Origin of the sequence: Bacillus sp. RC240 (assembly GCF_044907945.1) — a bacterium.
Taxonomy (GTDB): Bacteria; Bacillota; Bacilli; order Bacillales; family Bacillaceae_G; genus Bacillus_A; species Bacillus_A mycoides.
This window is the reverse complement of the sequence record NZ_JBIYCT010000005.1, coordinates 82,590-97,820: the sequence shown is the minus strand read 5'-3', so window position 1 is coordinate 97,820 and position 15,231 is coordinate 82,590. Positions and strand designations below refer to the sequence as shown.

At 33.0% G+C, this 15,231-nt stretch carries 13 protein-coding genes and 1 pseudogene; 8 read left to right on the top strand and 6 right to left on the bottom strand.

The annotated features are described in order from the left end of the window. Positions 1-123: 123 nt before the first annotated feature. From ABH955_RS17840 to ABH955_RS17825, 4 genes are all read right to left on the bottom strand, one after another. Positions 124-1,323, bottom strand: coding sequence for an MFS transporter (locus ABH955_RS17840; RefSeq protein ID WP_404454853.1), 1,200 nt, complete (start codon positions 1,321-1,323; stop codon positions 124-126). A gap of 151 nt (positions 1,324-1,474) precedes the next feature. Beyond that, a complete protein-coding gene (locus ABH955_RS17835) occupies positions 1,475-2,215 on the bottom strand; it encodes a WecB/TagA/CpsF family glycosyltransferase (RefSeq protein WP_002016406.1) in 741 nt (246 codons plus the stop codon). Positions 2,216-2,236: 21 nt separating this feature from the next. Then, on the bottom strand, positions 2,237-3,346 hold the full coding sequence (locus ABH955_RS17830) for a glycosyltransferase family 4 protein (protein ID WP_088033868.1): 1,110 nt from the start codon (positions 3,344-3,346) through the stop codon (positions 2,237-2,239). A gap of 95 nt (positions 3,347-3,441) precedes the next feature. Continuing rightward, the gene (locus ABH955_RS17825; RefSeq protein ID WP_404442484.1) at positions 3,442-4,914 is read right to left on the bottom strand and encodes an O-antigen ligase family protein; all 1,473 of its coding nucleotides are present in this window, start codon (positions 4,912-4,914) and stop codon (positions 3,442-3,444) included. Between the two features lie 496 nt (positions 4,915-5,410). On the opposite strand from ABH955_RS17825, the gene ABH955_RS17820 reads away from it, so the two are divergent. The 3 genes and pseudogenes from ABH955_RS17820 to ABH955_RS17810 all read left to right on the top strand — a co-directional run bounded on the left by ABH955_RS17820 (position 5,411) and on the right by ABH955_RS17810 (position 7,466). Continuing rightward, positions 5,411-6,043: a trimeric intracellular cation channel family protein gene (locus ABH955_RS17820; protein ID WP_000924380.1), complete on the top strand. Its 633-nt coding sequence runs from the start codon at positions 5,411-5,413 to the stop codon at positions 6,041-6,043. A gap of 124 nt (positions 6,044-6,167) precedes the next feature. After that, positions 6,168-6,665, top strand: a pseudogene (locus ABH955_RS17815) (protoglobin family protein); the annotation flags it as partial. Positions 6,666-6,764: 99 nt separating this feature from the next. After that, positions 6,765-7,466, top strand: coding sequence for a methyl-accepting chemotaxis protein (locus ABH955_RS17810; RefSeq protein ID WP_002184479.1), 702 nt, complete (start codon positions 6,765-6,767; stop codon positions 7,464-7,466). Positions 7,467-7,533: 67 nt separating this feature from the next. On the opposite strand, the gene ABH955_RS17805 is transcribed toward ABH955_RS17810, so the two are convergent. After that, positions 7,534-8,847 (bottom strand): ArnT family glycosyltransferase, encoded by a 1,314-nt coding sequence (locus tag ABH955_RS17805; protein WP_404454857.1) that lies wholly within the window; start codon positions 8,845-8,847, stop codon positions 7,534-7,536. A 299-nt stretch (positions 8,848-9,146) separates the two neighbouring features. On the opposite strand from ABH955_RS17805, the gene ABH955_RS17800 reads away from it, so the two are divergent. The 3 genes from ABH955_RS17800 (at position 9,147) to ABH955_RS17790 (ending at position 10,960) form a co-directional block, all read left to right on the top strand. Further along, on the top strand, positions 9,147-9,659 hold the full coding sequence (locus ABH955_RS17800; protein ID WP_002144630.1) for an acyl-CoA thioesterase: 513 nt from the start codon (positions 9,147-9,149) through the stop codon (positions 9,657-9,659). Between the two features lie 209 nt (positions 9,660-9,868). Next, entirely contained in the window at positions 9,869-10,597 is a 729-nt protein-coding gene (locus ABH955_RS17795) for a glycosyltransferase family 2 protein (protein WP_113936141.1), read from the top strand. A 6-nt stretch (positions 10,598-10,603) separates the two neighbouring features. Next, entirely contained in the window at positions 10,604-10,960 is a 357-nt protein-coding gene (locus ABH955_RS17790; protein WP_070145695.1) for a DUF2304 domain-containing protein, read from the top strand. A gap of 76 nt (positions 10,961-11,036) precedes the next feature. Here the strand turns inward: ABH955_RS17790 and ABH955_RS17785 are convergent, their stop codons facing one another. Beyond that, entirely contained in the window at positions 11,037-12,314 is a 1,278-nt protein-coding gene (locus ABH955_RS17785; protein WP_404454860.1) for a glycosyltransferase family 39 protein, read from the bottom strand. 225 nt (positions 12,315-12,539) lie between these two features. Between ABH955_RS17785 and ABH955_RS17780 the strand changes: the two genes are divergently transcribed. Beyond that, positions 12,540-13,520: a glycosyltransferase family 2 protein gene (locus ABH955_RS17780; protein ID WP_404454863.1), complete on the top strand. Its 981-nt coding sequence runs from the start codon at positions 12,540-12,542 to the stop codon at positions 13,518-13,520. A gap of 97 nt (positions 13,521-13,617) precedes the next feature. Then, a complete protein-coding gene (locus ABH955_RS17775; RefSeq protein ID WP_404454866.1) occupies positions 13,618-15,033 on the top strand; it encodes an oligosaccharide flippase family protein in 1,416 nt (471 codons plus the stop codon). The last annotated feature ends 198 nt before the right edge of the window (positions 15,034-15,231 follow it).

The following is a 15,231-nucleotide window of genomic DNA, read 5'->3' as shown; positions in this document are numbered from 1 at the left end:
CATTATTTATCTAAAAAAACAGAAAAAAGGAAACCACTTTGGTTCCCCTTTTCTTTTATCCCGATTGGTGTGGGCTAATAATCAGTGGTTGATGGACAAAACACCACTGATTAAGGTTTCTCTTTATACTAATTCCCTCTGTTTCGTTTCTTGACCAAGTATAACTACAGCAAGTGCCCCAATTAAAATTGATCCACAGAAAATCGTAAATATTAGCGATAGTGAAGCTTGTGAAGCAACTAAATACCCTACTAATAGTGGTCCAAGAATACCACCAATACGCCCAAATGCAGCTGCCATTCCTGCACCTGTACCGCGAATAGTTGTTGGATACTGTTCCGGTGTATAAGCGTATAATGCACCCCAAGCACCTAAATTAAAGAAGGATAGTAACATACCCGCCACTATTAATGCTGTTAATGAATCCGCAATTCCGAACACATAAGCACTACATGCTGTACCAATTAAATACGTAACCAATACAAATTTACGACCAAGACGTTCAATAAACCATGCAGCTGTGAAATATCCTGGAAGTTGAGCTAAAGTCATAATGAGCACGTACTGAAAACTTTTTATTAAACTAAAGCCTTTCAGTACCATTACACTAGGTAACCAAAGGAACATTCCATAATAGGAAAAGACCACACAAAACCATAGAATCCATAACATAATTGTTGCTTTACGATATTCTCCAGACCAAACCGATTTTATATTTTCAATAACAGATGGCCTTTTTGCAACCTTTTGGAATCTTGGAGAATCGGGTAAATTCCATCTTAAATATAAAGCATATAACGATGGAACTGCACTTAATACCATAGCAACTTCCCAACCGTATTTAGGAATAACAAAATATGAGATAAGAGCTGCGATTAACCAACCACCAGCCCAAAAGCTTTCTAATAGTACAACTATTTTTCCACGTTCGTGCGCTTCAACACTTTCTGATACAAGAGTAGATGCAACTGGAAGTTCCCCGCCAAGTCCCATACCAATTAAAAAGCGTAAAACGAGGAACATCGCGAATGTCGTCGTTAAAGCAGTTAAACCACTACCGATAGAAAATAGTAATAATGTAATAATAAAGACTGATTTCCGTCCTATTTTATCTGATAGTATCCCAAAAAGGAGCGCTCCTACTGCCATACCAATTGAATTAACGCTACCTATCCAACCCATTTCTTGAGTACTTAATCCCCAATCTTTTTGGAGTGCTACGATTACAAATGAAAGCATTCCAACATCCATTGCATCAAATAGCCAGCCAAGCCCTGCTATACCAAGTAGCTTTCGCTTCGAAATTTCTTTTACCTTGCTCACAAGAAGTCCTCCTTACACAGCTGTCTTTACACATCATTTTACATGTGTGTATTGCATAAGTAAAATACTTTCTTATAAAAAATTCCCCTTCATCATTCCCAAAAAGTAAAATGTTTATCAAAAATAAATAAAAAAAAGTAGCGATGTTCCGCTACTTTTTTGAACGCATTACTTCTTTTAAAAATTCAGCTAATACTAACTGACGACGCCAACGTGTTGGATTACTACATAATCTGTAAAACCACTCTAAATGAATAGATTGAATCCATTTTGGCGCACGCTTTACCTCTCCAGCCCACACATCTAAACTACCGCCTACTCCAACAGCCATTTTCGTTTCTAAACGATGCTTATTGTTTTGGATAAAGTTTTCTTGTCTTGGAAAGCCAAGTGCGACAAGTAATAGATCTGGTTTTGCCTCTTGAATACGTGAAACAATATTCTCTTCTTCTTCTTGTTTAAAATATCCATCTTGTATCCCCACGATAGATGCAGCCGAATATGTCTTCGTTAAATGATCAGCCGCGGCTTGTACAACATGTGGTTTTGCACCTAATAAGAAAACAGATACTGGTTTATTCTCTTCTGATAACTTCGCAAATAAATTACACATTAAATCAAAACCTGCTACACGTTCTTTTACAGGTGTACCAAGCATACCACTTGCTTTTACAACCCCAATACCATCAGGTGTAATTAAATCGGTATTTAGTAATGTTTTATGGAACTCTTCATCCTTTTTTGCACACATAACAATTTCAGGATTTGCTGTTACTACCTGAAAAGTATGAGTTTGCTCCAATTCTAGTTGTTCCTTTAAATATTGGACCGTTTCATCCATTGTCATTGTAGAGAAAGGAACACCTAGAATATCAACCGTTTGTACTGCCATAATTAACTATCCTCTCTATCATTAAAGGTTTTTTGCTATTAATTGCTTATATGTTTCTTTCGTATCTTCATATAATTTTTGAAGTGAGAAGTTCATAGTAGCATGCTCATAAATATGCTTGCCCATTACTGATAACTCTCCAGTTTTCCACTTATCATACGCCTCTTCTAATGCCGATGCCAATGCTTTTCCATCACCAGTTGGTACAATCCACCCATAAGTTTCATCTGCAATTAACGGTTCGATTTCTCCAGCTCTAGTCACAATTGATGGTACACGTTGATTTGCCGCTTCTAATAAAACTAATGGAAATCCTTCGCTATGGGAAGTTAACAAATTGACATGCGATGAAGCAAATAATTGTTTCACATCTTGACGATGCCCTAAAAATTCAACTTTATCATTAATCCCTTTTTCAGTAGCTAACGCCTTTAGTTCTCTTTCTAACGGCCCGTCACCAACTAATAACACTTTAATTTTCTCCAATTTTGTTTGTTGTAACGCATCGAATAAAACTTCATGTCCTTTAACAGGATGCAAACGCGCTACTTGGATTGCCGTAAACACATCTTCATCAATATTAAACATTTCCTTTTTATTATAGCCATCTGCTTTTTCCTGATCATATTCAATCCCGTTATAGATAACATGCATCTTTTCATTTGAAATACCTAATGCGGCTAAGCTTTTTTTCAACCTATTCGTTACAACAAAAAATAAATCTATATTTTTTAAAGCTTTCAAATTTAATTTAGTAAAAATCCAGCCTTTTAAGCCTTGTTTAGTAAAGTCTTGAAATGGATCACTATGAATTGTCGTAACCCATTTTGCCGCGAATTTCTTCTTCATTAGAGAAACAAAGAAATTCGCCCTAGGACCGTGTGTATGAACTACATCAAATTTTTCTTTATTAATGAATTCACTTATGTTCTTTAAAATGGATAAATCATAGCGAGATTTTTGTGAAAACACATGAACTTTTATTCCTAGCTCTCTTGCTTCTTTCGCAACAATTCCATCTTCAAATACTGCTAATTCTACTTCACCATTCGGAAATTGATCGAGCAGTGAAATAATATGTGTTTTTCCTCCACCATCTTCTGCTCCTGCATTCATATGCAATATCCTCATATTTTTTCCTCCTTTAAATCCTCGCTACATTTCCATCTATCTTTATTTTACTGTACTAAAAAATAAAAGCTAACAAAAGTTAGCTTTTATTTTTATCATTCAATTTCTAAATCTACGATTAGATAAGCTAACACCACTACAAAGTAAATCCCTACTCCTGGTGCTGTCAAAATATGTCCTGCAATATATGCAATACCTAATGCTAATACTAAGCTTGCTGTAATCATTCCATATTTCACATTAAATATTTCCTTAAATCTTGTAATAAATGCTAGTAGGATTCTTACGCCGTAATAAATAAATGGAATCATCATTAACGCAAAACCAATAATTCCGAAATCATAAAACCAATCATGGAAGTCCATTTCGATTAGCTTCGGATCTGGCTGCTTTTGTTCATTATATTTATAGTTACCTGCATAACCCATTCCTAATAACTTTTGTGACGTTGGCGCTTCTTTAAAGAACTGCTTATGTCTCTCTTCATATACTTGACGTCCACTGAAAATAAGATTCTCTTGATTTTCTTTCTTTTGCTCTTTCTCAAGCTCTTTCTTAACTTCAGCTTCTACCTTCGCCTTTTCTTCTGGTTTCTCAACTTTATGTTGTTTTTCTTCTTTTTCTTTAATTTCTTGTTCTTTTTTCAGTTTATCTTTAATTTCTTGTTCTTTTTGACCGTGCTGTGCTACATTTTGTTCTGCTAAATAGTTATTATGAATGCCCATATTTTGTGCTAATGGCGTCATTTTAAATGTTCCAACTACACCAGCTAATAGGACAATCGCAATTAATGCATTAAGTGCAAGAGATTTTTTGTTCGGATTTCTTCTATCAAATAATAATTGTAGTACAATAATCCCGATTGCTGCCGCTAATGTAGCACCAATTGAGCCCATTCCTACTTTCGTACCAACTTGAATTAAAGAGTAAATCATTAGAAGCGATGGAATCCAATATAAAACGTGCTTCACGCTCTTTGTTTTTTGAATAGAATATAATACCACAATAGGGAAAATAATAGCTAAGATTGACCCTAGTTCATTACCTGCATAGAACCATCCTCGGGAACCAACCTTCATCCACTCATAACTTCCAAAGTCTGTAGAAGTTGTAATAGAAATAACCATAATAGCATTAATAATTAATGTTGAATACACAATGTTATTTCTAACTTTATCGCTAATATTTACTGTCTTCTTCAGTGATTTTAAAGCTAAAATGTATGAAACAAGCATAATATATATATATAATGCTTTTCCAATGAATTTAACTTCTTCTGCGATTACAATAGGACTCTTGATTAACTTATTATTAATAAATCCTATTCCTAATATAGCTCCTAGTAATACAAGATAAATCAAAAACTTCCTATTTTCTCTTTCTTTTGCCTGAATTAAAATATAAATACCACCCATTGCCATAATGAGGAATCTTACCATAATTCCAACTGTCGCATTTACTTTTAATAACTCAATGCTAAGAGACGTTAATAAATCTAAAACAGGCTGTAAAATAATAAAAATGAGCAAAAAATGCTCAAATCTAACCCTAGCTTGATTTGCTAACATTCCAAGACCTCCATACAAAATCTTCACATTATCTTTTAATCATAGTTTTCTACTGTTTAAACATACCTAGCAATTATAACATAACTCATATTTAAATTGAGAACTATTTTTCATGCCGAAACTAGTCAAATCCAGCATTATTAGTAACCGAAAACATTGTCTTTTAGCTATCCTTCCCTATCCCTATAAAAACTATCTAACACATATACACTTATTTTCGACCGTACAGAAATATTTTTTTATCATTTTATACAAATGTACAAAACGGACTTCTCCTATTGTACCATCCCTCTAACTAAGCTACATCAAAAAAACTATGCAATGAATCTTCCCACACTTTTTCACTTTACTTTATCGCTACTTATCAAGCATTTTCAAACGCTTTCTTTAGCTATTTCATCCATTTTTCTACATGTAGCGAAAAGTAATTGTTATTTCCAAAACTTTAGTGTATATTTTTTCTCTGGAACATCTTTAAGAGGAAGGAATTAAAGCCATGTTATTAATCGATATATTTACGTTTCTTGGCATTATCGCCGCTGCCATTTCTGGTACATTAGTTGGTTTGAAAAAAGATCTAGATTTATTTGGTGTCCTTTGTTTAGCTGTAGCTACTGCGCTCGGCGGCGGTATTATTCGTGATATTATGATTGGTAACCTGCCTCCTGTCGCATTTGTAAAACCCATTTACTTTTTCGTAAGTGTACTATCAGCATTATTCACATGTATGTTTTTTGAGCGCATTAATAAACTTCAAGTCGTTATTATGCTTTCTGATGCTGTTGGTTTAGGTGTATTTACAGCTATTGGTGCAAATGCAGCAATGTCACATCACGTTGACGCCTCGTTTTTAGTCGTTTCAATGGGAGTTATTACAGGTATTGGGGGCGGTATTTTACGCGACATTTGCGCTCAAGATATCCCGTATGTATTCCGAAAAGAAATATATGCAATTGCTTCTATTTTAGGAGCAGTTAGTTTCCTAATTACACATGCAATGGGGGCACACGTCTTAGCTTTCTATGTTTGTTTATTAATAACATTCGTTATTCGTGTAGTCACCGTAATATATAATGTACATTTCCCAGTTTTCTTTAAAACACATGCAAAAATTAATAAAGGCCATTAAGAGAATTCTGCATAGAATTCTCTTAATTTATATACAATTCCATATACTATAGAGTAATTGTATATAAAAATATATAATTACATTAGAATAAAAAAATGAAAACGTTTTATAAACAGGGGGAAGAATGATGCTTGGGGTTTTTAAAAAAAATAAAACAAACACCAGTATAATTGAATTAAGCAAAGGCCAACAAATCATATTTAACGTGCCTGCTAATTCTGAACTAAAAACTCAAATGGATATGCTACATATTTCAAAGGAAGATTTACAAATTGTTAAAGTATTACAGCCATTTATTTATGAGGAAATAGATTGGATAACAGAAAAATTCTACACCAACATCACAAAACAACCTAATTTAATTGCTGTTATTGAACGCTACAGCTCTATTCCAAAATTAAAACAAACTTTAAAGACACATATTAAAGAATTGTTCAGCGGGAATATGAATGAAGATTTTATTGAACAACGTGTTAGAATTGCAAAAAGGCACGTACAAATTGGTTTACATAGAAAATGGTATACCGCTGCTTATCAAGAATTATTCCGCTCCGTCATAAAGATTTTGCAAACGAAAATTTCAACGATAGACGATTTTTCTTATTCTATAAACGTAATAAATAAATTATTAACATTAGAACAAGAACTCGTTATTGCAGCTTATGAATCCGAATATGAAAGAATCCAAAAAGAACATGAAAAAGAAAAAGAACTGACAGCTATGACGATTACACATATTGCAACAGAACTAGCAGCAGTATCTGAAAAAACAAGCTCTTCTATTCAACAGTTAACATCTAAATCAGAAAGTATCGTAGGAATTGCAAAAACAGGTACATCATTAGCTACGACATCAGAAGAAAAGGCCAATAAAGGAAAAGAACAATTAAATCTGCAAAACAAACGAATGGAAAGCATCCAAACGAATATGGAAACTATCATTACTGATACTCATGAGCTTCTTGATATTTCTAACAAAATTAACGAAATCATTGATATTGTAAAATCAATCGCCGAGCAAACAAATTTACTAGCATTAAATGCTGCTATTGAATCTGCACGTGCTGGCGAATTTGGTAAAGGTTTTTCAGTCGTAGCGGGAGAAATCCGAAAGTTATCAGAGCAAACGAAAGAATCAATTTCCAACGTTACAAAACTCGTTGAAAAAACTAATGAACAAATTATACACGTCTCTTCTTCCGTGGAACAAATAAGCTCTCTCGTATCTGAAGGGACAGATAGTATGCATGCGACAGATCAATATTTCCAAGAAATCGTAAAAGATATGTCTAACTCTAAAGAACAAAATAAAAAAATTGAAAATGAATTAGAGACTATCTCACAAGTAATGAAGAGTATTCAAGACGATTCCTCAACAATGGCCTTAACAGCGGATAATTTACAACTAGAACTAAACCGATAAGACGAATCTCCACTTTGCATTCATCCTTATCATCCATCTACAAAAAAAGAATCCAAAATGGATTCTTTTATTTTCTGAAAAATATTTTTTGGCAATAAAAATAACTCATATAAACGCCAAAGCTTTGTAAAATAAACAAGGCTGGCATACTGATATTATAATATGCCATATCTACTCGGAAGAGCCTTAACGACACATATCCGGTAATTAATAATACAAACAACATATATCCTTCATTTTGTTGTTTCTTGATTAGAAAATGTAATAAAGCTATGGCCATAAACAATGTCACCACTATATATATAAGCTTTTCACTTTTAAATAGAATAGAGTTTGTTCCCTCATCTGAAAATTTGTTAATAACCGGTTTTAAGGGTTTAAATCTTTCTTCTTCAATTTCTTTTAACTCTTGATCAATATGCTCTTTTACACTTTGATTTTTGAATATTTTTTCTTCACTTTGACTTTTTCCAATTAAAACAGTTTGAACATAAGTCTCATTAGAAATTGTATACTGTGACATTCCCATCATCTTGATACCATAACTCACACCAAAATGAGTACTATAAAATACAATAAGGAGTCCTATCATTTTTAATAGTAATTTTTGTTTCGCCCCTGATTGAAATACTTCAATTAACAGCACATATGCAGCTATAAAAATAGGTGAAAATAACCCCATCGGGAAAATCATATTGCTAAGCGCAAATAAAATGGCTGAAATTACCCACATATAAGGATGGTCTAATCCCTTATATAAAAATATGTAACAAGCACAATAAAATAAAAATATTGCGAGTGATTCCGCCGTTAATACAGAACTCATAAATATATTTGGAATATATAAAGCGTAAAACATTGATGCAATACGACCACACTCTTCTCCAAAGACCATTGACGCAATGCAATAAATGAAAAATGCAGTTCCTGTACAAAATAAAATATTAAATAATTGTAAAGCGAATACCGTATCACCAAATATACGAATGATGATCGATTCATAAATAATAAAAGGTAACTGTGCTATATTTTCTATATTATTGCCAATTGCAATCTGCTTTGCAGACTCATACATAGCTTTCATATCACCTATCATCGGACTGTCTACAAATAGAACTGTAATCAGTCTTGCAACTATAGATATGCTTATAAGAAAAATAAGAAATTGCTTATCTGTAAAACGATATTGCAAAATCGATGCTATTAACAAAATAAGAATAATAAAAATCACTAATACGATTGTAATACTTGTTGTACTTCCTCCAAAAAATTGCTTACTTGTTTCAAAAGCCGACCAACAACTATAAACAAAAAATGCGAGTATCGTACCAATCATTATTTTACTAAAGAAAGAAGAAAAATTTGTTCTTATATGATTCATATGTCCATTGCACCTCTATTTCCATTCATAACAAAACGATTCTATCATGAATAGGCACAAGGTTAACAGGGAATTTCTATGACAAATACATGGTCATTACTTTTTCACTTGCAATGTAAGCGAATCCTCTTTTACACTACATTTTAGATAAAATAAATTTTCTTTCAGTTACATGAATACAAATACAGAAGTTTAACTAATCATCTTTTAGAATACACTTTACTTCATTAAGTATCTAATATGAGTATTCCACTTACACATTTCATTCTGATTGAAAACAGACTATAGGGGCTGAATATATGGAAAAGAAATTCATGCGAGAATCAAAAGCAATTAAAACAACACGTGTTTTTCCGAACGATTTAAATAATCACCAAACACTTTTCGGGGGAAAATTATTAGCAGAAATTGATAGTATTGCTTCAATTGCAGCTGCGAGACATAGCCGCAAACATTGCGTAACAGCATCTATCGATTCCGTTGATTTTTTAACTCCAATTCACCAAGCAGATTCTGTTTGTTATGAAGCATTTGTATGTTATACAGGGAAATCTTCAATGGAAGTTTTCGTAAAAGTAATTGCAGAGAATTTATTAGCAGGCGAACGTAGAATTGCTGCTACTTGCTTCATTACATTTGTGGCAATAAAAGATGGAAAGCCTTCGTCCGTACCACAAGTACTCCCTGAAACTAAGGAAGAACATTGGTTACACACAACCGGTTTAGAACGCGCGGAAAATCGAAAAAAGGGACGTTTAAAAAGTAAAGAGATGGCTGAAGTTTTAACTTTAAGTAAGCCTTGGAATATTTAACATAATCTTCTCATCATACATGCACGGACTCTTCCTTGCATGTATTTTTTATTATAAAAAATACTATTTCTTGCCTATATATTCAGTGGCCCCCTCCTAAAGTCACCCATTAGTTTTTCCTTTATTTCCTTATACTATTAATGGTATATTAAGTAAAGTTGTTTGAAAATAACCATAATGTAGTTAAATATGTAAGGAGTGGTGCGATAATGTCTATCGAGGTACCAATTTCAATACCAAAAACGCTAATTATTATTCCAGCATATAATGAGGAAGAAGCAATTGCAGATACATTAACAAGATTATTAGAACTAAAACAACATTTTACAAGATTAAGCATTTGCGTTATTAATGATGGTTCACAAGATAAAACAGCTCAAATCGTAAAAAATTTCCCTGTTCATCTTATTAATTTACCATATAATCTGGGCATCGGTTCAGCTGTACAAACTGGCTATAAATACGCATATGAGAATGGATATGATATTGCAATTCAGTTCGATGCTGATGGACAACATAATCCGGATGATTTATACAAAATTATACAGCCTATTGCTGAAGGCCAATGCGATATGGTGCTAGGTTCACGCTTTACAGAAAAAACAGCTTATAAAGGTAGTATTTCAAGAAGAATCGGTATTTTTTATTTTACCGCCCTATTGAAAGTGTTAACGAAACAAACATTTATGGATCCAACTTCTGGATATCGTGCTATCAATCGAGAAGTAATTAAGATTTTTGCACACAATTATCCAAAAGATTATCCAGAGCCAGAAGTCCTTATTCATTTAAAAAAGAAAAAACTTCGCATTAATGAGATATCTGTAAATATGCAAGAGCGACAAGGTGGACAATCTTCCATCACACCTCTTAAATCTGCATATTACATGGTTAAAGTAAGCCTTGCTATATTGATGCAAAAAATCGTGAAAGGTTGATAGTGAATGCATATAATTACCTTTTCATTCATCTTTATTTTGTTATTATTCTTCTTAATTATTAATTCTATTCGTCGCGGGACTTTAGAAACAAAATATGCTATTTTGTGGATTTTCGTTTGTGTTGCAATGGCTATTTTAAGTTCTACTGATAAAATTATAAATTGGATTGGAAAACTATTAAAAGTAGAATATCCACCATCCATTTTATTCTTATTTGGATTATTATTCTGTTTCATCTTAATTTTTGACCTAACAAGAAAAATTTCTAAGCTACACCATCAACTTGTAACATTAACGCAAGATTATGCATTATTAAAGCAAAAATTAAACGTAACGCAAACTGAAACAGATAACGAATAATTTTTTCCATTTAAATACTAATATATGCAAAAAGCCCCTTGATTCTTCTAAGAATCAAGGGGCTTTTCATTTCAAACTATTTGTTTCTAATTAATAGTTTACTAATTTTCATAACCGTTGCCACGGTCCCTACTCCAATTATAATAAATAAGAATGGGATTAATGGTAATGCATATCTTTCATATGCAGCATAAAAGCATGTTAAAGCTGTTTGCAGTAAAAGGATTGACCATAAAAATGTAGTCTCTCTCCACCTTTTTAAAAGGAAGATAAATGAAAGTATTGTACATATTAAGAACATCGTCTTAATAAAATTATGTATTTCATTCATATCCTTTGCAGAAACATTGAATACTTCAATATTATGCTCTATAGAATAATACGGTTTTTTCCACATAATTTCTGGCTTCAAGATTAAATAACTCTCTATCATGGAGGTCTTATCTGTTTTCCACCATTCTTTCATTTTATCTTTCGCTATTTTTTCTTCTAATTCCATAAATTCATGTGCTTCCAGGTTAGGGTACTTTGCGTGTAATTCTATTTCAAGTGTTGCCATATCCTTACCTTCTGGGTAGCCTTTCCCTTGATACGTTCCAAGTAATAACGGATTCCCTGCCCCAGCAGTTAGTGGAATAAATTTATCAAATTGAATGTAATTGCGGGCCCACCATGGTCCAAGTACGATAAGTCCTATTCCTATACTTATAATCGCTTGCTTCATCATAACGCGGAATGGATAGCGCTTCATTAAGAGATATATAAATAATGGTATTGGATATAAAGCAACTTGTACGCGTAAGTACAATGCTAAAAAGTAGAAAATTAATACAATTAGAAAATGTTTCGTTTTATGAGTATCAGCTAATTTTAAGCTCCAATATAATAATCCCAATGAAAAGAATAAAAACGGTCCTTCTGTTAAAGTTAAATTTTCTATAACAATCTCTGGAGGATACACAGCTAATAAGAAAGCACCTATTAATCCTGCAGCGGGATTCAATAAATAAGTACCAATCTTATAAGTTAGTAAAATACTAAGTACCCCTAATAGGATAATAATTAATTTAGCTACAAAAAGGCCTTCATTACCATTTCCAAAAAAGTAAAATACAGTAGCTAAAAACGCTGGAAAACCTGGCATAATATGAATAGTTGGTTTATCCGGCTCATGATATGTTAACATTCCTGTTTCCAATAAAATGGTTGCCGTTTTTTGATAACCAATATCATCGCTAGCTATAGTCAAATCTGCACCATGTGTTTGTAAAGTTGCAAAACGAAGCGCAAAACCGACTATCATAATAATCCCTAAAAGGATTACATTAGATTTGCGAGTAAATCGCCTTAACATCTCATCTTCTCCTTTCAAATACATAATTTTCAAATTATGTTTCTATATTTTTACAAGACAATATATTCTATAATAAATACTTTTTATACAAAGTACAATAATAGAAAGTTGATTTACAAAGTTTATATGCGTTAAACTGATACAGATGTTCTTGTAATCTTCTTCCTTTCAAAAGGCTTGTATATATGGTGCAAGACATAAAAAATTTGAGGAGATAAAAATTCTATGATGGAACAAAAACAACTTGTTTCTGTTGTCATACCCCTGTATAACACAGAAAAATATATTGAAGAAACGATGCAGTCAATACTGGATCAAACATATAAAAACATTGAAATTGTAATTGTAGATGATGGAAGTAAAGATCAATCACCTTCTATCGTAAAAAATCTTGCAGAAAAATATCCGGGTCAAGTAAAATACGTTCACCAAAAAAACCAAGGTGTTTCAGTAGCTCGTAATACAGGAATTGAAAATGCTAGCGGAGAATACGTCGCTTTCCTTGATAGTGACGACTTATGGCATCCAACTAAAATTGAGAAACAAATCGAGAGTATGCATAAAAACAACATGGACGCGTGCTATTGTGGTTATATGAATTTCTACGAAGAAACAGGCGAAAAGGTTGATCATACAACAAACTTTATTAAAGGTGATATGGCAAAAGCATTCTTAACACACCAAGTTGTTGCTCAAACAAGTACTTGGGTTTTCAAACGCTCTATCGCAATGAATCATAATATCCGTTTTACACCAGGATGTAGCTGGGGAGAAGACTTGGAGTTTCTATTTAAATTAATGAGCGTAACAAACGTATGCTATGTAGATGAATATTTGACATATTATCGAATTTTATCAGAAGGAAATCTTTCTTCTAAATATAAAGATTACGAATTAAAAACAACTAAAGAACTGGAAGTATTCAATCGTATGAAAGACTGGGTACATAATAAATCTCAAGACTTCATTACGAAAGACCCTCAGTCACTTATTGAGATTCTTGAGACCTATTTATTCCCTTATACGGTTATCAATAATGCTTGTATATACATTAAAGAAAACTCTCAATTAGATAATTCCCAAGTTCAATTAATCAAAAAAGATATAAAGAAATATTGCCGTAAAATCTATTCAAAAAACGGAAAGCGTAGTAAAAAACTATATGCAATGCTTTGGTTTGTACGAATTAAATTTCTGTTTTCTTAAACCGAAAATATAGTACTCACCTCTCTTTCCATAAACAAATCAAATTTACAAATAGGACAAACTAACAAGGTCCTAAAGAATAGAAAGGTCTTTTTCCATGAAAACAAACAAAATCCTTAAAAATGCCTCCTACCTCTTTGTAGGAAATATTACGGTTCGATTTGTACTTGCTATTGCGACGATTCTCTTTGCAAGATATGTTTCACCAGATGAGTATGGGATGTTTACAGTTGCATTAGCAGTTTCCGCTGTCATTTGTTATTTTACAGATGCAGGCTTGACACATACGTTTATGCGTGAAGGAACAAGAAGCGGCGCTAACATTAGCGTATTAATCAGTAGTTATTTACGTATTCGTTTCGTATTAGCTGTCGTAATTTCTGTACTCTTCGCTATTTTTGCTCAGTTCTTCTATACGGATGCCTACTTACGTGCCATGGTATATTGGGTTGTACTACCGACAATGTTTGGAGCAACTTTACAAGGCGTTGGAATGGCTTATTTCCAAGTAACAGAACGTATGCAATTTACAGCGATTATTTCTGTACTACAAGGTGTAACAGCCGCAGCTGCGCTTCTACTAGGAATGTCATTTAAATGGTCACTTATGATGGTCGCTGCCATGTACGGGGTCTCTAGTCTTATAACAGGAGTCATCGCCTTCATAATGGTGCTCCGCCATACAACAGTTCATAAAGGCTGGGACAAAGGTATTTTAGATCAACTGCTTATTTTCACAATCAATGGCATTATCATTATGCTTTTACCGCAGTTAGGTCCTATTATATTAGAAAAAGTTTCAACACATGAGCAAGTTGGATTCTTTGGGGCTGCCTATAAAATACCTGCCGTACTTTATCAAATACCTGGTGTGATTGCAGCTGCCTTTTACCCAAAGTTATTTGCTTTTGGAAATGAAAAGAATATTGATGAACATAGAAAGCTATCTCAGTTCGAATTAAAACTTATGTCTTTCTTAGGGATGGGAATCTCGATTCCATTTATCGCCGATCCAAGTTTTTGGATTGTTACTTTATTAGGCAAAGAATATGCACCAGCTGGTGATGCTCTTGCAATCTTAGCCTTTATGGTTATTTTACAATCTATCAACTATCCACTTGCTGATAATTTAACAACTATTGGTCAACAGTGGAAGCGTGCGACAACGATGGGAATTGGATTAGCTGTCGCTATCATAAGTTACATCGCATTAGGCAGCCAATTTGGAATGATGGGAGCTGCGGCAGCTGCGATCATTACCGAGATTACATTATTGATCGGATTTACTTTATTCGTTCGCAAAGGTTTTTCATTACTATTCAAAGGAATAATATTCAATGCACTAGCGTTTATAATCAGTTACGCAATATACCGTACAGCATTAATTAACTTACCCCCACTAATAGCTTTAACACTTACTGGTATATTGTACGGTATTATCGGTCTTGCCATTGACCCACAAATACGTGGATTGATTTTAGGATTTATAAATAAAAAGCTGGCTCGAAAATAAATAAAAATAAAAACTTCAAATTTAATTTGAAGTTTTTATTTTATCTTCTTCACTTAGAATGAGCCCTGTTTTCAATCCATATCTTAAATTGACTTGCCTTTCTGGAATGATTATACTTGGAAACGAACAGCCCTAGATGTACAACACCTAGTATTAAAGCAATTCACAGTTAATCTTTTATACAAACATTAACTCGTT

What these genes read in the sequence shown, in the direction of transcription:
- ABH955_RS17835 (WP_002016406.1), bottom strand. Translation starts at nt 2,215, where the DNA reads ATGGCAGTACAAACGGTTGATATTCTAGGTGTTCCTTTCTCTACAATG.
- ABH955_RS17830 (WP_088033868.1), bottom strand. Translation starts at nt 3,346, where the DNA reads ATGAGGATATTGCATATGAATGCAGGAGCAGAAGATGGTGGAGGAAAA.
- ABH955_RS17825 (WP_404442484.1), bottom strand. Translation starts at nt 4,914, where the DNA reads ATGTTAGCAAATCAAGCTAGGGTTAGATTTGAGCATTTTTTGCTCATT.
- ABH955_RS17820 (WP_000924380.1), top strand. Translation starts at nt 5,411, where the DNA reads ATGTTATTAATCGATATATTTACGTTTCTTGGCATTATCGCCGCTGCC.
- ABH955_RS17810 (WP_002184479.1), top strand. Translation starts at nt 6,765, where the DNA reads ATGACGATTACACATATTGCAACAGAACTAGCAGCAGTATCTGAAAAA.
- ABH955_RS17805 (WP_404454857.1), bottom strand. Translation starts at nt 8,847, where the DNA reads ATGAATCATATAAGAACAAATTTTTCTTCTTTCTTTAGTAAAATAATG.
- ABH955_RS17800 (WP_002144630.1), top strand. Translation starts at nt 9,147, where the DNA reads ATGGAAAAGAAATTCATGCGAGAATCAAAAGCAATTAAAACAACACGT.
- ABH955_RS17795 (WP_113936141.1), top strand. Translation starts at nt 9,869, where the DNA reads ATGTCTATCGAGGTACCAATTTCAATACCAAAAACGCTAATTATTATT.
- ABH955_RS17790 (WP_070145695.1), top strand. Translation starts at nt 10,604, where the DNA reads ATGCATATAATTACCTTTTCATTCATCTTTATTTTGTTATTATTCTTC.
- ABH955_RS17785 (WP_404454860.1), bottom strand. Translation starts at nt 12,314, where the DNA reads ATGTTAAGGCGATTTACTCGCAAATCTAATGTAATCCTTTTAGGGATT.
- ABH955_RS17780 (WP_404454863.1), top strand. Translation starts at nt 12,540, where the DNA reads ATGATGGAACAAAAACAACTTGTTTCTGTTGTCATACCCCTGTATAAC.
- ABH955_RS17775 (WP_404454866.1), top strand. Translation starts at nt 13,618, where the DNA reads ATGAAAACAAACAAAATCCTTAAAAATGCCTCCTACCTCTTTGTAGGA.